The following is a 19258-nucleotide window of genomic DNA, read 5'->3' as shown; positions in this document are numbered from 1 at the left end:
CAAAAAGGCGCACAGGGGTTCTGACGAAGGAGGGCCCAGTGGGCAAGCTCGACGGACGTGTAGCAGTGGTCACCGGTGCCGGTATGGGCATCGGGCGCGGAGTGGCGGGCGCGTTCGCGCGTGAAGGCGCGTCGGTGTTGGTTGCCGAGATCGACGAGGCAGCGGGCCTCGAAACCACCCAGTGGTTGCGGGACGAATGGGGCGCGGAGGCGGAATTCGTCCGGACCGACGTCACTGACAAAGCTCAGGTTGTTGCCATGGTCGACAAGTCCGTCGAGCGGTTCGGACGCCTCGACATCCTGGTGAACAATGCTTGGCGGACTTTCGGTTTCGCTCGGCTCGAGAAGATGACCGACGAGCAGTTGCGCGGCGGTTTCGACATGGCAGTGATGGCGGCATTCTGGGCGATGCAGGCTGCCCTGCCGGAACTGGAGCGTCACGGCACGGGCCGCGTGATCAACATGTGCAGCCTCAACGGCGTGAATGCTCACATGTACTCGGTGCAGTACAACGCGGCGAAGGAAGCATTGCGAACCCTGACTCGCACTGCTGCCCGCGAGTGGGCTCCAAAGCAGGTGAACTGCAACGTCATCTGTCCCGGTGCGCAGAGTGCGGCGTACAAGCGTGTCGCCGAAGCCAATCCGGAGAACGTGGCAGTGATGGCCGCACAGAACCCGATGGGGCGGATCGGCGATCCCCTCGACGACATCGGCCCCGTTGCGGCCTTCTTGGCAAGTGACGACAGCCGTTACGTCACCGGCAACACCCTCTTCGTCGACGGTGGTGGGCACATCAACGGCGTGCAGTGGGCGCCGACCGTCGACTGATCGACGGCGACGCAGCCGGTGTATCCGGCGTCTATTTGGCCGTGAACCCGGCGTCGACCGGCAACGCGATACCTGTGACGTATCGAGCCTGATCCGAAACCAGCCAGGCTATCGCGTTGCTGACGTCGGCAGCTTCGATCAACTCGACGTTCAAGAGGTTGCCCACGTCGGCTCCGCTCGATGTCGGGGAGTCCGCAAACAGCTTCGCGACCGCGTCGTTGACGACCATCGGTGTATTCGCGCCAGTCGGGTGCACGGAGTTGACACGAATATTGTGGGGAGCAAGCCAGTGCGACCACGTGCGCCCAAGCCCCACGATGGCGTGTTTACTCGCGCAGTAGCCGTCGGATCCGCCGGTGCCGTCACCTCCACGACCGACAAGTCCCAGAGTTGATCCGGTCAGGACTATTGCGCCACCTGTACCTTGTTCGATCATCGCGGGCGCTGCGGCCTGGACGGTATTCCAGACGCCGAATAGGTTGACCTCCATCTGGTCGCGGAAGGCGCGAGCATCGTCGATATCCGGGGACATCATGCCGATACCGGCGTTGGCCAGGACGATGTCGACGCTGCCCAGCTCCGCAATTCCTTCGGATACCGCAGTTCGCAGTGCGGACAGATCGCGAACATCCACTTCTCGCGCGACGATACTTCGTCCCAGGTTCTCGACCGCTGCTGTTGTCTGCCGCAAATCGTCGGCGGTTCCCATCGGGTAGGCCACCGATTCGATCTGACGGCAGATGTCGAGCGCAATGATGTTCGCGCCCTCCTGCGCCAATCGCACGGCGTGGCTCCTGCCCTGACCTCGGGCGGCCCCGGTGATCAGTGCGGTTTTGCCTTCCAACTGTCCGGGCATGCGTGCTCCGTCCGTCGTGAATCATGATTACTCGGTCATGAGTACTGACCCGAGGGGACGGCGAAATTCGTCGCCGGCGACGTAGTCTGAGTTCAGTTACAGCGGGAACTCGCTTCGGAAGAGAAGAGGCTCGGGATGTCCGATTGGGTGAAGAAGGTCGAAGCTGAAGCCAAAGGGCTCCTCGCCGAGGCGGAAGAAGAGCTGACCGTCCTTGAAGGTGTCGACACCATAGATCCGCTTGCCGACGACGATCCGGCACCAGAAGACGGCACCAAGCCGACGTCAGACTGACCCTGCGACCCGTCGGCGCGCCTCGACACCGCTCGGTATCTCAGAACGGTGGCGGGTCGTCCCCGTAGTCGATGGGTTCTCGGCGGGCTCGCGGTGATTTCCGCCGCTTGTATTGAACGTGCTCCTCTGCTCGTTTCTGTATCCGTCGGCGCTGGCGATTGCGATCACTCTGGATACGGGCAGCTTTGTTCTCCGCCTGGGTCCGCCGATTTCGACCGCCCTGGGGCGGTGTCGGTTCGTGCGATCCAGCCATCAATCCTGCGGGTCGCGTTCGGTAACAATGCCCGGTCGGCGACGTCAGCGACATGGTCCGATCCACGTTCGACGTGAACCGCCACCGGTCGGAATGCTTGAGGCGATGATGGTTGCGGCAGAACGCACTCATATTCGACGCGACCGTTTTACCGCCGCATTCGGGGTCGCCGTGATGGAACGGTTCATTGTGGTCCAGATCGGAATTCCAGGCCGGGACATCACAATGCAGCCATTGGCAGCTGCCCGCGATGATCCGTAACCAGGTATCGAGAACGGCGCCCGGTCGGTAGACGCGCGCCGAAGCAGGCACCGGCTCTGCGACGTCATCAGCAGGTGCTCGGACGTTTCGAATTACGGCGTCACGGGCGATATCGCGAGCATGCTCAGCGCTGATCACCCCGTACCCGTCGAGGTGGGCGGGCTCGCCGCCACCGTGCAGAGTGGAATCAGTCATCACGACGTGAACCACGGGCCGACGAACGACAACACCACCGCTACGATCCTGCGGGCAATCAGCTCGGCCACAGTTGCACGGCAAGAATTGTGATCCGTTGGTCAACTCGAAGAGCGCGTCGGCTCGTCGCTGCTCGTACGTTCGAGAGTCGTTTCGGCATACCGACATTGCCAACTCGCGTAGTCGGCCGTCGAATGCCCGAGCCTGTTCTGCCGGAACGCTTCCCAAGATCTTTGCCATCCCGTCCTCGGCAGCGCTGACTCCGACGAACCGATCGGTGAGAGCACGGCGTCGGCGTTCTCGCATACCTTCCGGGTCCACCATCGCCACGATCCGATCGATCGCCGCTGTCAGTCGCCTTCCCGTCAAGCCCGTTCCGCCTGCTACTGGTGGGGCGAGAACCTGCGCGAGCAGTAGTCGTTCCACCTCGTCGATCAATTCGTCTTTCACGTTCGCGGAATCGATCAAACCAACTCGGTACAGATCCAACTCGCCACGGGCCATCGCCGCTCGAGTGCGATGCAGACGAGTCTTTAACGAGAACCCCAACCCGATCAGCTTGCCGGCAGCCGCGCGACCCATCGTCAGTGACGCACCGACTTCCGACTCCGCCAACTCGTGTGCGGTCGACGACCACGCACCACTGGCGACATGCTCCGAGCTTCGCCGCGAAAAGAACTCGGCAATCACAGCGAGCTTGCGTTCGACCAGCATCGCCTCGCATGCATGCAGATCGGTCATGAGATCAACCAGCGCACAATCAGTTTCGGTACCGGTCAGCTGTGCTGAGATACCGAAGAGCTCTGTTGTCGGGTTGAACATGCATCCATTCTATTCGAATGTGTGTTCGATGCGAACTGAATTCTCAAATCAGTCGGAATAGTCCGAATCGGCCGAAATGCTTATTGTGCTTGCGTTTTGGATCCTGTTCATTCGAAACTCGAACGTGATTGTCGTGCCACTGTGTAAGTATCGGCTTGTGGCAGACAACGCGGTGAAACTCAGTGAACAGTCGCTTGTGCTCTTCATGGACTATGGACAGTTTTACATATACGGCGACGATGACGGTTTCGGGAGGGAAACGGACCTGCTCGAACTCGCGATGGCTTCGCGCCCTGCGTACAGTGACGGCACAGTTGTGATTGTCCTGAGCCCGCACCAGAACAACTTCAACATGCACACAACGGTCGAAGTCTGGTCCTCCCGACCCACATCCGATCGCGAGAAATGGCAGCAGGTCAGTGAGTCGTTTCTGGCGGTTGGTCCGCAGGGGTCAATCAGCTTTGATTCACCTCCGGGTGGGGAGTTCATTGTCTGTGATGTACCCGAGGGGTCATATCTGGTCGAGATTGCCGGCCGCGGTTTTGTAAACTACGGCTGGCCCGGATCGACGGAACCCGGAGATGTTTGGCGGGTGCGTATGTGGCCTGCAGGTGGTGACGAGGTGCGGCCATCGCTGCAGTGGGACATGCCGGGATATGGCGTTCCTGTGGACGAACCGATACCTGAACCGATTCCTCGTCCACAACGGGACATCGAGTCGAAATGGATAACGATTTACGGCGAGAACGGCGAGCCGTCCAGGGTTGTGCAAATCAGTGACCTCCGCGCCGAAGCTGCTGAACGAGAGCGGCAGGAGTGGGGAGGAGATCCGATGCCTGAACTCGAACGATTCCAGTCCGGCAAAGATCTAGCTCGTATGGACCGACCACTTGTCGAAGCGGTCGTCCGCATGAACGTCGCGACTCTTCGTCGACTCGCGTTTTGGGCCGCTGTGCAGGCGTATGAGCATGCGGGATTAGCCGACAGGGATTGGGTTCGTCCGGCCCTCAACGCTATGCATGTGGGACAACAACTTCCGGAACCCTTCGGAAATCGCACAGCGGCATTCGAGCACCTACACGAGGAGGAATTCGGTGCGGGGACCGAGAATGTGGAGTTGGAAGTCAAGATCGAGATAGTGGACCATTCGCCGCAACCGGAGTCCAATCCGTTCGATCACGGGAATATTCATGTCCCGTCCTACGCTCTCAATGCGATTTTCGACGCGATCGAATCGGACCCGTTGACCGCAGCGGTCAATGCATTGGGAACGGCAGCAGTCACGTTCGGGAAGGATATCCGCATGTTGTTCGCGAGAGCGCGAGTTGAATTCGACCTCGAAGACTGAACTCCAAGTTATTCAAGGGACCTTCGTAGTGCGGTGAGCGGATCCGAGGCATCTCGACGCCCACGCGGACCAGGCCCTTCGGGGTTGACGAAGCGGCCCTCGTCCGAGCGAGTCCACTCGCGTACGGCCCATCTCTCCTTGATCGCCCAACGGCCGTCGCGCCGCTCCATGTGGTCGATGAACCGCGCACCACTGGTGAAGTTGATCATTCCGATGTCTTCGGGCCCGCCCCAGTGTGTGGACATCGAATACGCCTCGCTGATCGCGTGGTCGCCGTGCAGTTCGACCAGGTGGTTGCCGATGTGGTGCATCGTGCCGCCGATCGCGGAGAGTTTTGTTGTGGCCCAGGCGATGTACTCGTCGATGGTGCCGTCGAATCCGGTGTGATGGTCGATCGCGTCCGGGTGGTAGGCGCTGCGGACGAGATCGAAGTCGAGGCGATCGATGCCGCGGCAGTACGTCAGAACCACCTCACGAATTGCCTGCTTGTCGATGAGATCCTGCAGTGCCTGGTCCATGTCACGCCTCCTTGATGCTGGTCATCCAGTCGAGTAATTCCGGTAGTTCTTCGGCAGCGCAATCGAATACGGCAGGCCGAAGCACCACGGCAGACGCGCCGCGGTCGGACCAGTCCAGGACCTTGTCAGCGGTTGCCGAGCGGTCGACGGACCGATTGTCGCGCCGAACCGGCGCCGCAGACACTTGCACACGTGCGGTATCCGGCTCGCGGTCGTGGGCTTCGAACGTGTTGCGCAGCAATGTGACACTGTCGGTGAACGTTCCCAGGTCGGTCGGGTTCACGGTCCAACCGTCGGCGACGCGTGCGATGCGGTCGAAGTTCCGCCGGCTTGGTCCGAAACCGAAGAGCACCGGTATTCGGGGTTGGATCGGCAGCGGGAGGCTGTGGTAGTTCTCGAAAGCGAAGTCGCGTCCCTGGAAGGTGGCCGGTGCACTGGTCCACAGTTCGCGACACGCTGCGACAGCCTCCTCCATGCGCCCGAATCGCGCGTCGAAAGGCATGTTGGTAGCGGTGTATTCGGCTTCTTGCCAACCGACGCCGAAACCCATGACGGCTCGACCTTCGGACAATGAGTCGAGAGTTGCAACCTGTTTGGCAAGCAGGGCGGCTGGGCGAACAGTGGCGATCAGAACCGATACTCCGAGGCGAGCGCGTTCGGTCACTGGGGCGATGGAGGAAAGAAGTGAAATCGGTTCGTACCAAGGGTGATCCAACGGGAACAGGAAGTTGTGTTCGGCTACCCGCTGAGCGTGTGCTTCGGCATTGAACCCGAGATGATCGCCGGTGCAGATCAGATCGATCCCGGCACGGTCAGCACGCGCGGCGAAGTCCAGAACCGGGCGAATCTTGCCGTCGAACAGGGCCTCGAGGCCCAAGATGTTGACGCCGATTTCCACAGTCGTCGTTCCTCTACAGTGCCCGCTTGGCATGAGCGGACATGTCGCCCATGTTGTCCAGACAGAAGAGCCTCGATCTGAACTGCCAGGACCCGTCGATGCACTTGAAGCGATCGAAGTAGCGCCCCGACAAAATAGGTTGCAGGGCAAGATCTTCGGTACCTTGGATGACCGTGACGTACGAGAGTGCCGTCGCTGATTCACCGTCGACTGCGATTCGCGTGTTGGTCAGCAGATGTTTGGTTCGTGGAACCGGCGGATCACCGTACATTCGAATGAAGCCGCTGCAGGCTGCGAACACTGCGTCGGCGTCGGACGAAATGAGCGTGGTGGCAACCCCGTCCGGCCCGCACTGCCCGTAGTCGGACGAGGCGAACAATGCAGCGACTTCACGCAATCGGCCCTGATCGATCAGATGCGTGTACTCGCAGAGCAGGTCACGGATCGCCGACTCGGCGACGATCCGTGACAGCTCCGCGGTCATACGGTGATCTCGCGCCGAACCATCTTGCCGGTTGCATTGCGAGGCAGCAGATCGCTGGTGATGCGCCACTTCGACGGCACCTTGAAATAGGACAGTCGCTCGGCAGCGTAATCACGCAGCTCCGCCTCCGTTGTGGCGGCTCCGGGACGCAGGACAACCACGGCGGACACTTCCTGGCCGAGGTCGGGGTGCGGCATGCCGATGACAGCGCACTCGATCACGTCGGGGTGTTCGTCGAGCGTCTGCTCGATCTCGGTGGGGTAGACGTTCTCGCCGCCACGCAGGATCAGGTCGGAACGACGACCGGTGAGACGGAGACGCCCGTTCTCGATTACGCCGAAATCGCCGGTGCGGAGCCAGCGTCCGGGGGCAATTGCCGACTCGGTCGCCTCGTCGTTCTCCCAGTATCCGAGCATGACGAAGGGGCTGCGTACGCACACTTCACCTTCGATGCCGTCCGGCAGCCATTCGCCGAAGGGATCGCGAATCTCCATCGAGACGGTGATGATCGGACGCCCGAGAGTGCCTGGGAATTCTTCGAGTTCGGCGCCGACGGCGACCGCAATGGCGGTGCTGCATTCGGTGAGGCCGTAGCTGTCGACCAGAGCATTGCGTGCGAACGGCACCTGCTCCTTGAGGCGTTCTTTGAACGCGGGCGACGACGGCGCGGATGCCAGCGAGAATGCAGTCAGCGAAGAGACGTCGTACTTGGCGATGTTGCCGTGCTCGAGTAGCCGCGATGCCATCGTGGGGACAGCACCCCAGTTGGTGACGCGCTCGCGTTCGACCAACCCGAGCACCTTGTCGACGTCGAAGCCGCCCTCGGTCAGGATGACGGCACTGCCCGTCGCGAGACGGGGAACCACCAGATTGTGCAGGCTGGCGATGTGGAAGAGCGGGGAGGTGAGTAGATAACGCAGTGGGCTCGGCTTGGAAGCGTCGTACTCACGGCCGGTGAATGCGGCGCCGATCGCGTCGCTGTACTTGTGGTAGTCGACGACGGCCATCACGTTGCGGTGCGAATGGAGTGCGCCCTTGGGGCGGCCGCTGGTACCACTGGTGAACAGGATGACGGCGGGGTCGTCCTCGTCGATGTCGGTGCTCGGCACGTCGGAGCCTGCATACTCCGCGATGAGCGCGGGCAGATCCTCTTCCATGGTGAGGACCGTGATGTCTGCCGGCAGTTCGGGGAGGGCGGCGCCGCGCTTGGCGTCCACGACCAGAACCTTCGGACGTGAGAGCTCGATCCCGTGAGTGACCTCGCGCGGAACCCACCAACCGTTGAGACCGACTGCGATCGCGCCGAGCGCCTGCGTCGCGAAGAACGTCATGACCCATTCGGGAGTGTTGGCAGCGAGGATGCCCACACGGTCGCCCTTGCAGACTCCGTACTTGTCCCGCAGAGCAGTTGCCAGCGCGGCAACGGAATCGGCATGCTCGGTGAACGAGATTCGACGATCGCTGGTGACGAGATAGTCGCCGTCGCCCCAGGCGCGAGATGCCGAGATGAGTTCACCGATGGCGTGACCGCGGTTCTTCATCACAGGCATGACGGTGCCGAGAACCTCTTCTTCGACGATCTCGAATGGCCCACCTGGACCGGTGAGGCGTGAGACCGCCTGGTCCAGAAGCAACTGCGGATCTGCGGGGGCAGTCATGGAATGGCCTTTCGTATTGTGGCGCTTTTCACGTCACAAAATCTCACGAGAAAATCATATCTGTGGCGGCGGTTACCACTGAGCGAGACTGGGACGGTTCCGGCTCTGAGGCGTCGATACGTTCGAGTCGTATCGCAGTTGGAGTAATCGACATTCCGATATCGACTAGGACACAGGACACGATGACGAACACCGCCACCGAAGCATCTTCGAATGCAGCTCTTGCAGCTCCTCAGCGCGAGGACGTCGCGCAGATGCTGATCGACCGTCTCGGTGATCAGCACCTGGGTCTGCGGACGCGGACGCAGGACTGGAGCTGGGACGAGGTGGTGCGCGAGAGCGCAGCGCGCGGCTCGCTGGCGAAGTCGCTTCGCGCGCCCGGACCGTTTCACATCGGAGTTCTTCTCGAGAACGATCCGGAGTTCCTGTTCTGGCTCGGCGGCGCGGCCCTGACCGGGGCCACGATCGTCGGCATCAATCCGACCAGGCGTGGAGCTGAACTCGAGGCTGAGGTCCGGTACGTCGACTGCCAGCTGATCGTCACCGACAAAGCAGGCTACGAGAAGCTTGCCGGCCTGGACCTCGGGCTGACCGAAGATCGTTTCGTCCTGGTCGACGACGCGTCGTACCCGGACAGGATTGCAGCACATCACGTCGAGTCGCCTCAGATCGACCTCGGTGTCGACGCGTCGACGCTGTTCTTGCTTCTCTTCACCTCGGGCACCACCGGAATGTCCAAGGCAGTGCGGTGCAGCCAGGGGCGTCTGACGCGGTTGGCCTACGCGAACTGCGCCAAGTACGACATCGACCGCGACGACGTCTGCTACTGCTGCATGCCGCTCTTCCACGGCAACGCGTTGATGGCTCTGTGGGCGCCGGCCCTTTCGCAGGGAGCTACGGTCTGCCTCGTTCGTAAGTTCACGGCCTCGGGATTCATGCCGGACGTTCGGTTCTACGGCGCAACATATTTCACCTACGTCGGTAAGGCCTTGGGGTATCTCATGGCGACGCCGGAACTGCCCGACGACATCGAGAACACCCTCACCCACGGCTTCGGGACCGAGGCGTCGCCGGGGGACAAGGCAGAGTTCATCCGTCGTTTCGGTGCACAACTTTTCGAGGGATACGGTTCGAGTGAAGGTGCCGGTTCAGTAGTGCTCGATCCGAACCAACCTGCCGGAGCGCTGGGCCGTCCCGCGAGCGAGAACATCGTCATCGTCGATCCCGATACGCGCGAAGAGCGACCCCGCGCAATTCTCGACGAGCACGGTCACGTGCTGAACCCCGACGAATCCATCGGCGAGATGGTCGACAAGGCCGGATCGAAGAAGTTCGAGGGGTACTACAAGAACGAAGACGCGATCGCCGAGAAGATTCGCCACGGTTGGTACTGGACAGGCGATCTCGGCTACGTCGACGAGGCCGGCTTCATCTACTTCGCGGGACGCAAGGGCGACTGGATCCGGGTCGACGGTGAGAACACCTCGGCTTTGATGATCGAGCACATCCTGCGTCGGCACCCCAAGGTGATCGCCACGGGTGTCTTCGCGGTGCCGGATCCGCGTTCGGGTGATCAGGTCATGGCTGCGATCGAGGTCGCCGATCTCGCCGATTTCGATCCGGTCGAGTTCGCCGACTACCTTGCCGCGCAGGCGGATCTGGGTACCAAGGCAGCGCCACGATTTGTTCGCGTTTCGACCGACCTGCCCGTCACGGGCTCCAACAAGGTACTCAAACGTGAACTTCAAGCCGATCGCTGGCGGACCGACGAACCAGTGTTCCACTGGGTGGGCCGAGGCACTCCCGAATACACGTTGATGACCGAAGCTGACGTGGTGAACCTGGAGAAGGAGTTCGAGACGCACGGCCGCACGCGGTTCCTGTGAGTGGAGTTGCGCTGGTGACCGGCGCTTCCCGGGGGATCGGCCGAGAGTGCGCGCTTGCATTCGCGCGCGCCGGATTCGACGTTGCAATCACTGCTCGCACCGTTCGTGAAGGAGAGGGACGGGCAGCCCCGCGAACGAGGCAAGGCGAGCAAGTGATTCCGGTGCCCGGCAGCCTGGAGACGACGGTTGCCGAGATCGAGTCCTTCGGTGTGCGCGCATTGGCCGTTCCGATGAACCTGCTCGATCTGGCCTCCGTCCGCGGCGCCGGTGAACGGGTGCTGGCGGAGTGGGGACATGTCGACGTGTTGGTGAACAACGCCTACGCGCAGACGGTCGGAAACATGGACCGGGTGCTCGACATCGAGATCGACGACGCTCAGGCGATGGCGATCGGGAATTATCTGCACCAACTCGCTCTGGTCCAGGTGATACTCCCGTCGATGATCAAGAGCGGCAACGGCGTAGTGGTCAATCTGGCATCGGGCTCGGCGACCATGGATCCGCCTGCGCCTCCCGGCGAGGGTGGTTGGGGTCTGTCGTACGCCGCGTCGAAGGCGTCGTTCGGACGTATCGCCGGAGCGATCAACTCCGAGTACCGAGACGCCGGAATCAAAGCGTTCAACCTGAGTCCGGGATTTGTCATCACGGAATCAGGGAAAGCCCGTGGTGGCGCGGACGCAATCGTGGACGCCGGATTTGCGGCCACACCGGCATCCGTACCCGCTGCAGCGGCGGTGTGGCTTGCAACAGATCCCGATGCGGACCGGTACCTCGGTCGAGTCGTGGATGGTCCGAAATTGATGGCGACACTGGAGGAAACGGTATGAAGCTCGGCGTGGTCGTTCCGGTCGAACTGGGTCGAAGCGGAGACCCTGATTGGATTCTGCAATTCACCCGTGCGGCCGAGTCGCTGGGTTTCGACGAGATCTCGGCAGTGGAGCACTCGGTGGTCATCGCCGACACCGAGAGCGAGTACCCCTATTCTCCGACCGGAAAATCGCATCTTCCCGATGACTGCGACATCCCGGATCCGCTCGAACTGCTTTCGTTCGTGGCGGGTGCCACAACCACTTTGGGCTTGTCCACTGGAGTTCTGGTGCTGCCCAATCACAATCCGGTAGTGCTCGCCAAACGATTGGCGACGCTCGATCGCCTTTCCGGTGGGCGATTGCGCATCTGCCTCGGCCTGGGGTGGATGAAGGAAGAGATCGAGGCGTGCGGCGGTGACTTCGAGCGCCGCGGCAAGGTAGCCGATGAGGCCATCGCGGTGATGCGCTCACTCTGGGCGGGCAAGGAAGCGGTCGATTTCGACGGCGATTACTTCTCGTTCAAGGGTGCGTACAGCTGGCCGAAGCCGCACCGCGAATCCGGAGTTCCGCTCTACATCGGTGGACACAGTCTCGCTGCTGCTCGGCGAGCAGGCCGGTTGGGTGACGGTTTCCAGCCGCTGGGACTGGCCGGTGAAGATCTCGACAAGGCCGTAGCAGCGATGAAAGCTGCTGCGGTGAAGGCAGATCGAGATCCTGCCGACGTCTCGCTGGTACTCGGTGCGACACTGCTCAGGCTCGACGAAGCGAAACTCGAGTGGGCACGCGGGTTGGGAGCCGATCGAATCGTGCTGTCCGCCAGTCGTCGTGGCACGTCGCTGGAACTGATCATCGACGAAATGGCCGAATGCTCGAAGCGGCTGGGGCTGAGTAACTAGGAGTGCGGGCGTGACCGGCAGCCATCGGAGCGGCTGCCGGTCATTGCTGTCGGAACGTCGATCAGTTATTGCTTGGTCAGCAATTTGCTCCGGAGCTTTGCGATCGTGTCGGCGTCAAGTTTCAGCACGTCCTGCGAAAACTTCTCCCACCCACCGAACTGGTCGCGAATCTTGTCGAGTACTGGCTGAATCTGGCTGGGACGCTGCTCCATCAACGGTTTCAACAGATCGACATCGATTCCTTTCGAAGACAGAAACGTGTAGGTCTGTTCGTTCTTGGCTTTGTTGTAGGTGTTCGACAGGACGAAGTCGTCGACGATGGTCTTGTCAGGAACACCCAGAATGCCGAGAAGTAGAGCTGTCATCAGTCCAGTGCGGTCTTTGCCTGCCGTGCAGTGGTAAGCGACTGCGGACTCGGAATCGGCGATGGTCCGTAGGGCTTGGGAATACCCGGCCATTCCGTCAGGCTTGGACAGTTGGTCGACGGCGCCGGTGTCGCTGATCCGGACGGCTTCACCGCCCCCGAGCACCTGCTCCACGATTGCAGGGTCACCAGATTTCAGGGCACTCGTAATCGCTGTGGCAAGAGCCTGAGTGCCGGCATCCAGGACTGCCGTGTTGACCACTTTCACGTTCGCGGGAACCTTGTCTGCTCCGTCCTTTGCGATCTCGCTGTCACCTCGGAAATCGACAACGGTCCGGATGCCTGCGTTCTCGATCGTTTGTTGATCGTCAGCAGTCAGATCGCTCAAGCGGTCGCCACGAAAAACCAGGCCCCACTTGACTGATCGGCCGTCGGCTGTCTCGTATCCGCCGACATCACGCACGTTGGCTGCGCCCTGCAGCGTCACGTGGCGGGTTGACGCGATGGTGGAAGTGCCGTCCTCGTCTATGACCTCGAAGTACCAGCGTGACAGTGGGTCGAGGCCGTCGACCTCAGTGGAGAAGCCGTCGACCGTGCCAATTTCCTTTCCTTCTGCGGCTGGGTTTTTCGGGTCGGTGGCGGCGAATACACCCACCTTTTCCGAGCCGCCGTGTTCCCAGACCAGTGAGTAGTGTCCGGCGGACGCTGATGTCACGTCGAGGTCGGTCGGCGTTTTCGCCGACTCGGCCTTGCTGCATGCGCCGAGTACGAGCATGAGTCCTGCCGCCGACAGCGCAAGAACTCGAGTTTTGCAAGTAGCCATGGGTCCTCCGAATCCAATTGGAAATCGGAGGCTACGCACCAGTGATCACTGTGTCGTGACCGTGTTGTGCAGAGCGGGAAAACTGCAGGCTGGAGTGCTTGTCGCCGATGATGATCAGGGATGGGCCAGCCCGTTCAGGAGCATCGCGCCGACAAAGATGGCACTGCTTGCGCGGGCGCTGCAGGACGGGTTGATCGCAATCGACGAACTCTGATCGAAGCGCGAGCGATCGGGTGCGTCGATCCGGGAGTCAGTCGAGGGCGGTGGCGTCGGTTGTCGGCGTCTTGGTGCCGGGAGTCGCTTCGATGTCGAGAACGACCTGGCTGTCGGTGGCTTCTTCGGGGAAGACGTACCGACGCATGGCCCACCAGCGGAAGGCCGTCGCCAGCAGGGTCCCGATGATCGATCCGCTGATGAAGTCCGCGAAGTTTTCCATCAACACCGACACCTCGGGTTGACGCAGATGGAACACGTACCGGGAGGTCCAGAGTGGTACCTGGTTGATGGCCAAACCGATACCCGCGACGATGAAGAACAGAGCGGCCTCGTGATGGCGCTGTCGACCACCGCGCTGCGCAAACGACCATTCGCGGTTGAGGACGTAGGACAGAACCGTCGCGATCAGGACCGCAAGGATGTTGGCCGTCACCGGGTGCTGAGGCAGAACCGTCCACTTGATGCCGAAGAACAGCACCGTGGTGACGATGAAGGCGATGCCGCCGACCACCAGGAACTTGAGCATTTCTGCGTGCGGCAGGACGCGCACGAGAACCCGCTCAGGAAGCCTATTGACCATCTTTTCGACAAACGCCATTGTTCGAGGCTAACCCTGAATACGACCGAGGGCACAAATCGTCGATGCCCGTGTCGGCAAGATCATCAGAATCCGTACCCGAGAATTGCGGGCTTCTGCGCGTTGAAAGCGAAGTCGAAATTCAGGATCTCCTGCGGATCGGACGCGTGGAGTCGGTGCGCCGCCGCGAAGGTCTTGGCCTGGTGCTCGCCCAAGTACAAGCTGCTCAGGACATCAGAGGGCATCGTGATCGCAGGCACCGCGTCAGTGGCCGTACAGGTGGCCTTGCCGCCCTTGACCTGAAGTGCGAAGGTTCCGCCGGCCTTCAGGAACGGATCTTCGACCTTGATGACTGTGTCCAGGTCAGCAGCATATTCACGAGCCTCGAGAGCCGCGGGAACGTCCATGATGCGCAGCCACAGTCGATCGGAGCGCGTCGTCGTCCGGGCAAGGCGGTAGTCCGTGAGCATCAGCCGGAGTGGATCGGCAGGATGCTGGCGTGTCTCGATCCGGGTGACGAGGTCGAGGCCGCAGATCGTGCGCCACAGCGCCGCGTGCGCATCTTCGGTGATCGTCACGAACTCGTCGATCCGGGCGATGCTGTCGCGGCCCTCGCTCGTGTGCCGGTAAGCGATGTATCCGTCCGCGTGTGTCAGAAAGAACAGTCCGGAGGCGCCGTCACGATCCTCGGACGGGTCGGCGAACATATGGTCCCAGAGCGGTTGCGGACGGACCTGAGCGCCGGGTGTCTGCAGCCGCCAGCGGTCGTAGATCTCGGGAAGAAGCGTCGAGGCAGCGTTGATGTCGACGATGGACACGCCACCATTGTCGGGCACCTCGGGGCGGAATCGTGCGAAGCGGCGATCGAGGGTGATGCCTTCGCTGAAGGTGGCCGGGCCGTATCCGAAGCGGTTGTAGATGCCGGCCTCGCTGGCCGTCAGGGCCGCAAGTGGTGCTCCGGTCGACTCGATGTGGGCGTGAAGTGCAGTGAACATCGAGCGTAGGACACCACGTCGACGGTGAGTCGGGGCGACGGATACCCAGGTGATTCCGCGCGTGGGGAGTTGGCGTCCGCCGGGCACGGTGAATTCCATGTCGATTTCGATGGCCACGCCGACGGGTAGGTCACCGTCGACGGCGAGGATGATGTCCTCGGGCTTGTAGAGCGCCTTCGTCAGTTCGCTGACCGCGGGAGACGGGTGAAAACCGAACCCCACCGAGTCGAGTAGTTGGAGAGCCGGCCAGTCGCTCTCGGTAGCGGTGCGGATGGTGATCTTGTTTTCGGGGCTCACGTATATCGACTTTGGCATAGATTGCGTGAAGACGCACATGAATATCGGGGCTGACGTTTCCGCACCGGCTCCCAGGGGTACCGCCCGACGGACCAGTCCTGCGGCACGGAGAAAACCGATACGGAGAAACACTGTGGCGATCACCGACATCAAGGAATATGCCCATCTGACCGAGGAAGACGTCGAGGCACTCGGGCGCGAGCTGGATGCCATTCGGCTCGACATCGAGGAGAAGCGCGGCGCGCACGACGCTCGATACATCCAGCGGACGATCGCGTTTCAGCGCTCTCTGATGGTGGCCGGCCGCATCGTCTTGTTCGCCAGCAAGAAGAAGCCTGCCTGGATTCTGGGGACTGCGCTCCTGGGGGTCGGCAAGATCATCGAGAACATGGAACTCGGCCACAACATCATCCACGGCCAGTGGGACTGGATGAACGATCCCGAGATTCACTCGAGCAACTGGGAGTGGGACAACACCTGCCCGTCCTCGGGATGGAAGCACTCGCACAACTTCACCCATCACAAGTTCACCAACATCGTCGGACTGGACAACGACGTGGGCTACGGAATCATGCGCGTCACGCGCGATCAAAAGTGGCACGCCGACTACCTCTTTCAACCGATCACGAATTTTGTGCTCGCGACCCTCTTCGAGTGGGGAGTGGCACTGCATCACCTCGAAACGGACAAACTCCGCAAGGGTGAGGTGAAGTGGTCCGAGAAATCGGAGATGGCCAAGGACGTCGGTAAGAAGATCGCGCGTCAGGTGGCGAAGGATTACATCCTGTTCCCCGCCCTGACCGGCCCCGCGTGGAAGACCACGTTGACGGCGAACGTCGTTGCGAACCTCATCCGAAACTACTGGAGTTACGCCGTCATCTTCTGCGGGCACTTTCCCGACGGTGCCGAGAAGTTCACGCTCGAGGAATTCGAGAACGAATCGCGCGCTCAGTGGTACCTACGACAGATGCTGGGCTCTGCCAACTTTCATGCCGGTCCCGTCATGGCCTTCATGAGCGGCAACCTCTGCTACCAGATCGAGCATCACTGCTTCCCGGATCTGCCGAGCAATCGGTACTCGGAAATCGCGGTGCCGCTGCGGGACTTGTGTGACAAGTACGACCTCCCGTACACGACCGGGCCGCTGTGGAAGCAGTACGGATTGACTCTGCGCACCATCTGGAAGTTGTCGCTGCCCAACAGGTTTCTCTCGGCTTCCCAGGACGACGCTCCGGAGACGCACTCGGAGTTGAAGTTCCGCATCCGAGGCGGAATCAAGGAAGTGTTCGGCGTCGATCCGCAGACGGGTAAGCGGCGCGGACTGCGAACAGCGATCGCGATGGTCTCGAGCTGATCAGTTACCGCTTGTGCGCCATTGAACGAACCACGAGATCGCCGGTCGACTGGATTGCCTGCACCAGCACGATCAAGATCACGACTGCGACGAACAGCACCGGTGTGTTGAATCGTTGGTAGCCGTACTTGATTGCGAAGTCGCCGAGTCCACCGGCGCCGATGGCACCTGCCATGGCCGAGAAGCCGATCAGCATCACCGCCGTCAGGGTTGCTCCTGCTACCAATCCCGGAACGGATTCGGGCAGTAGCACCTTGGTGATGATGTCTTTGTCGGTGGCGCCCATGGACCGCGCTGCCTCGACGCGTCCGGAATCGACTTCACGCAAGGCGTTCTCGACGACGCGCGCAAAGAAGGGCACCGAACCGATGGTCAGCGGGACGATCGCTGCCGTGGCGCCGAGCGCTGTTCCGACGATCGCCCTCGTTGCCGGGATGAGGAGCACCAACAAGATGACGAACGGCAGCGAACGGCCGATGTTCACCACGGTGCCCAGAACCGAATTGAGGACGCGGTTGGGACGGATTCCGTCGGGCGCGCTCGCGTGCAACAGAACACCGAGAGCGATTCCGATGATCACGGTGAGCACGAACGAGACACCGACCATGTAGAGCGTGTCGAGTAGGGCTTCCCATGCTTCGCCCAGGGAATCCTGCCAGGACGTCTTGTTCATGAGAACGTCACCTTCACTCCGCGCTGCGAAAGATGTTCTTCGACAGACTTTCTTGTCTCTTCGTTGCTGACGAGTCCCGTGTGTGAGGCGAACTCCACGCGAAGGCGACCGACCTGATGGGATCCGATGTCCTCGATACCGCCGGAGATCACGGTGACGTCGACGTCGAGATCTCGTGAGAGTTGGGAAATCACGGGTGAGGTGGACAGTGAATCGACAAAGGTGAGGAGCGCCGGAATTCCGGTCGTGGACGTTCGTACCGTTCCGGTCGGCAGTAGCGCCTCTCCGAGGGGTGAGTCCGGGTCTGCGACCAGTTCGGTGAGCGTTCCCTCGTCGACGATGCGGCCCTGATCGATCAGCGCAGCGCGATGGCAGATCCGTCGAACCACGTTGAGCTCGTGGGTGATCAGAACAATGGTCACACCGAGTCGTCGATTGAGATCGGCGAGCAGGTCGAGGATCGAATCGGTTGTGTCCGAGTCGAGGGCGCTCGTGGCCTCGTCGCACAGGAGGACGTCGGGTGAAGCCGCCAAGGCTCTCGCGATGCCGACGCGTTGTTTCTGGCCGCCGGACAGTTGCGAGGGGAAGGCGTCACGTCGGTCTTCCAAGCCCACCAACTCGATCAGCTCGTCGACGCGGGCACGTCGATCTGCCCGCGAGTATCCCGCCACTTCGAGAGGGAAGGCGATGTTGGCGGCGACCGAACGGGAATGCAGCAGGTTGAAATGCTGGAACACGACACCGATCCGCTTGCGTGTGTCGCGCAGTTGCGCTGGGCTCAACGCGGTCAGATCGGTGTCGCCCAACAGAATCCGGCCACTGGTCGGGCGTTCGAGCAGGTTGAGGCAGCGCAGCAAAGTCGACTTGCCGGCGCCGCTCTTGCCGATGATGCCGAAGATTTCGCCGTCTTCGATTTTCAGGGATACAGAATCGAGTGCATGCAGAACTTGTGTGCCGCTGCGGTATTCCTTGGAGACCGATTCGATCGAGAAGACCATGACGGGTCTCGATCAGGTAGCGCTGGCCGGAATGACCGAGCCCTGATAGGTCTGCTCGATGAACGTCGCGACGTCGGCGGACGTCAATGCCTCGGCCAACTTCTGTACTCGCGCATCGTTTTCGAGCGAGGTGCGTACGGTCAGGACATTGGCGTACGGGTTGCCCTCGGCCTTCTCGAGCACCAGGGCGTCCTTGGCCGGGTTGAGGCCACCTTCGATTGCGTAGTTGCCGTTGATGATTGCGAGATCGACATTTCCGTCGTCGAGCGTGCGCGGCAACTGCGGGGGATCGACCTGGGTGAACGTGAGTCCCTTGGGGTTGTCGATGATGTTCTTCTCGCTGATCTGCGTGATGTCGGTGCCGGGGGCGCCCAACTGCTGATCGAGCTTGATCAAACCGGCCTGCTGCAGCAGGTACAGCCCACGGGCGAAGTTCGTCACGTTGTTGGACAAAGCGACCGTTGCGCCCTGGCGCAGGTCGGCCACGTTGGTGACCTTCTTGGAATATGCACCGAGCGGCTCGACGTGGACTTTCGCCACTGCGACCAGGTCGTCGACGCCCTTCTCCTTCGACCACGATTCCTGGTACGGCACGTGCTGGAAGAAGTTGGCGTCGGTGTCTCCGGCTTCGAGCACCTCGTTGGCGTCGAGATCGCCGGTGATCTCGCTGACCTCGATCTTGGTGTCACCGAGCAGGCCCTTTTCTTCGACGAACTTCAGGATCTCGGCGTGCGGAACCGAAGAAGCGACGATGCGAAGAGGTGCGTTCTCGTCGGAGGAGTTGTCGCTCGAGCACGCGGCTACGGTTCCGACTGCGACGGCGGCCACTGCGAAGGCAGCGAGGAATCTTCTGGTGCGCGAGCGTGACATGTGAATCTCCAAGACATAGCCGAACGCACGCCGAGATGGCGTGACAGTTGCTGAACGCTAGCCCGGTAAACCTCCCGTGAGGAGATACA

General features: G+C 61.4%; 20 protein-coding genes. 8 read left to right on the top strand and 12 right to left on the bottom strand.

Annotated features, from left to right (window positions below; all coding sequences use genetic code 11):
* Positions 1-38 precede the first annotated feature (38 nt).
* Positions 39-827, top strand: coding sequence for an SDR family NAD(P)-dependent oxidoreductase (locus tag ATN38_RS07640; RefSeq protein ID WP_007732675.1), 789 nt, complete (start codon positions 39-41; stop codon positions 825-827).
* Positions 828-858: 31 nt separating this feature from the next.
* Here ATN38_RS07640 and ATN38_RS07635 read toward each other — a convergent pair whose 3' ends face one another.
* Positions 859-1683 carry a mycofactocin-coupled SDR family oxidoreductase gene (locus tag ATN38_RS07635; RefSeq protein WP_003940537.1) on the bottom strand — a complete coding sequence of 275 codons (825 nt, stop codon included), beginning with the start codon at positions 1681-1683 and terminating at the stop codon, positions 859-861.
* Between the two features lie 135 nt (positions 1684-1818).
* Here ATN38_RS07635 and ATN38_RS07630 point away from each other — a divergent pair, with 135 nt between their 5' ends.
* A complete protein-coding gene (locus ATN38_RS07630; protein WP_003940615.1) occupies positions 1819-1974 on the top strand; it encodes a hypothetical protein in 156 nt (51 codons plus the stop codon).
* A 40-nt stretch (positions 1975-2014) separates the two neighbouring features.
* Here ATN38_RS07630 and ATN38_RS07625 read toward each other — a convergent pair whose 3' ends face one another.
* Positions 2015-3505 carry a DUF222 domain-containing protein gene (locus ATN38_RS07625; RefSeq protein ID WP_125051998.1) on the bottom strand — a complete coding sequence of 497 codons (1491 nt, stop codon included), beginning with the start codon at positions 3503-3505 and terminating at the stop codon, positions 2015-2017.
* Between the two features lie 832 nt (positions 3506-4337).
* On the opposite strand from ATN38_RS07625, the gene ATN38_RS32650 reads away from it, so the two are divergent.
* Positions 4338-4853 carry a hypothetical protein gene (locus ATN38_RS32650; protein WP_230691710.1) on the top strand — a complete coding sequence of 172 codons (516 nt, stop codon included), beginning with the start codon at positions 4338-4340 and terminating at the stop codon, positions 4851-4853.
* An 8-nt stretch (positions 4854-4861) separates the two neighbouring features.
* Here the strand turns inward: ATN38_RS32650 and ATN38_RS07615 are convergent, their stop codons facing one another.
* The 4 genes from ATN38_RS07615 to ATN38_RS07600 are packed head-to-tail and all read right to left on the bottom strand — an operon-like array spanning position 4862 to position 8411.
* Positions 4862-5371, bottom strand: a complete 510-nt coding sequence (locus ATN38_RS07615) for a nuclear transport factor 2 family protein (protein WP_042924821.1) — start codon at positions 5369-5371, stop codon at positions 4862-4864.
* Position 5372: 1 nt separating this feature from the next.
* Positions 5373-6269: a TIGR03619 family F420-dependent LLM class oxidoreductase gene (locus ATN38_RS07610; protein WP_218747775.1), complete on the bottom strand. Its 897-nt coding sequence runs from the start codon at positions 6267-6269 to the stop codon at positions 5373-5375.
* A gap of 13 nt (positions 6270-6282) precedes the next feature.
* On the bottom strand, positions 6283-6753 hold the full coding sequence (locus tag ATN38_RS07605) for a nuclear transport factor 2 family protein (protein ID WP_136470827.1): 471 nt from the start codon (positions 6751-6753) through the stop codon (positions 6283-6285).
* Positions 6750-8411 (bottom strand): class I adenylate-forming enzyme family protein, encoded by a 1662-nt coding sequence (locus tag ATN38_RS07600; RefSeq protein ID WP_218747774.1) that lies wholly within the window; start codon positions 8409-8411, stop codon positions 6750-6752. The genes ATN38_RS07605 and ATN38_RS07600 overlap by 4 nt, the downstream gene beginning before the upstream one ends.
* A gap of 254 nt (positions 8412-8665) precedes the next feature.
* Here ATN38_RS07600 and ATN38_RS07595 point away from each other — a divergent pair, with 254 nt between their 5' ends.
* Genes ATN38_RS07595 through ATN38_RS07585 form a run of 3 tightly spaced genes read left to right on the top strand, consistent with a single transcriptional unit; the run spans position 8666 to position 12002 of the window.
* Positions 8666-10297, top strand: a complete 1632-nt coding sequence (locus tag ATN38_RS07595; RefSeq protein ID WP_037128859.1) for an AMP-binding protein — start codon at positions 8666-8668, stop codon at positions 10295-10297.
* Positions 10294-11124, top strand: coding sequence for an SDR family NAD(P)-dependent oxidoreductase (locus ATN38_RS07590; protein WP_042924818.1), 831 nt, complete (start codon positions 10294-10296; stop codon positions 11122-11124). Before ATN38_RS07595 ends, ATN38_RS07590 begins: the two co-directional genes overlap by 4 nt.
* On the top strand, positions 11121-12002 hold the full coding sequence (locus ATN38_RS07585; RefSeq protein WP_047270720.1) for an LLM class F420-dependent oxidoreductase: 882 nt from the start codon (positions 11121-11123) through the stop codon (positions 12000-12002). Before ATN38_RS07590 ends, ATN38_RS07585 begins: the two co-directional genes overlap by 4 nt.
* Before the next feature lie 65 nt (positions 12003-12067).
* Here the strand turns inward: ATN38_RS07585 and ATN38_RS07580 are convergent, their stop codons facing one another.
* Complete coding sequence (locus ATN38_RS07580; RefSeq protein ID WP_080961196.1) at positions 12068-13189, bottom strand: tyrosine-protein phosphatase; 1122 nt, start codon at positions 13187-13189, stop codon at positions 12068-12070.
* Between the two features lie 55 nt (positions 13190-13244).
* Between ATN38_RS07580 and ATN38_RS32645 the strand changes: the two genes are divergently transcribed.
* Complete coding sequence (locus ATN38_RS32645; protein ID WP_223304510.1) at positions 13245-13403, top strand: hypothetical protein; 159 nt, start codon at positions 13245-13247, stop codon at positions 13401-13403.
* Positions 13404-13439: 36 nt separating this feature from the next.
* On the opposite strand, the gene ATN38_RS07570 is transcribed toward ATN38_RS32645, so the two are convergent.
* Both ATN38_RS07570 and ATN38_RS07565 read right to left on the bottom strand, forming a co-directional pair.
* A complete protein-coding gene (locus ATN38_RS07570; RefSeq protein WP_003939753.1) occupies positions 13440-14003 on the bottom strand; it encodes a GtrA family protein in 564 nt (187 codons plus the stop codon).
* A 65-nt stretch (positions 14004-14068) separates the two neighbouring features.
* Positions 14069-15274: an enhanced intracellular survival protein Eis gene (locus tag ATN38_RS07565; protein WP_047270769.1), complete on the bottom strand. Its 1206-nt coding sequence runs from the start codon at positions 15272-15274 to the stop codon at positions 14069-14071.
* A gap of 133 nt (positions 15275-15407) precedes the next feature.
* Here ATN38_RS07565 and ATN38_RS07560 point away from each other — a divergent pair, with 133 nt between their 5' ends.
* Positions 15408-16628: a fatty acid desaturase gene (locus ATN38_RS07560; RefSeq protein ID WP_007732653.1), complete on the top strand. Its 1221-nt coding sequence runs from the start codon at positions 15408-15410 to the stop codon at positions 16626-16628.
* Positions 16629-16632: 4 nt separating this feature from the next.
* Here ATN38_RS07560 and ATN38_RS07555 read toward each other — a convergent pair whose 3' ends face one another.
* From ATN38_RS07555 to ATN38_RS07545, 3 genes are read right to left on the bottom strand one after another with little or no spacing between them, the layout of a single operon-like run.
* On the bottom strand, positions 16633-17301 hold the full coding sequence (locus tag ATN38_RS07555) for a methionine ABC transporter permease (RefSeq protein WP_007732650.1): 669 nt from the start codon (positions 17299-17301) through the stop codon (positions 16633-16635).
* Positions 17298-18299, bottom strand: coding sequence for a methionine ABC transporter ATP-binding protein (locus tag ATN38_RS07550; protein WP_007732648.1), 1002 nt, complete (start codon positions 18297-18299; stop codon positions 17298-17300). The genes ATN38_RS07555 and ATN38_RS07550 overlap by 4 nt, the downstream gene beginning before the upstream one ends.
* A 12-nt stretch (positions 18300-18311) precedes the next feature.
* Entirely contained in the window at positions 18312-19169 is an 858-nt protein-coding gene (locus ATN38_RS07545) for a MetQ/NlpA family ABC transporter substrate-binding protein (RefSeq protein WP_003940478.1), read from the bottom strand.
* Between the last annotated feature and the right edge of the window lie 89 nt (positions 19170-19258).

The sequence above is a fragment of the Rhodococcus sp. FH8 genome, from assembly GCF_019266085.1.
GTDB classification, from domain to species: domain Bacteria; phylum Actinomycetota; class Actinomycetes; order Mycobacteriales; family Mycobacteriaceae; genus Rhodococcus_F; species Rhodococcus_F qingshengii.
Note: the sequence above shows the minus strand (reverse complement) of the source record. Positions and strands in the feature narration are given on the sequence as shown.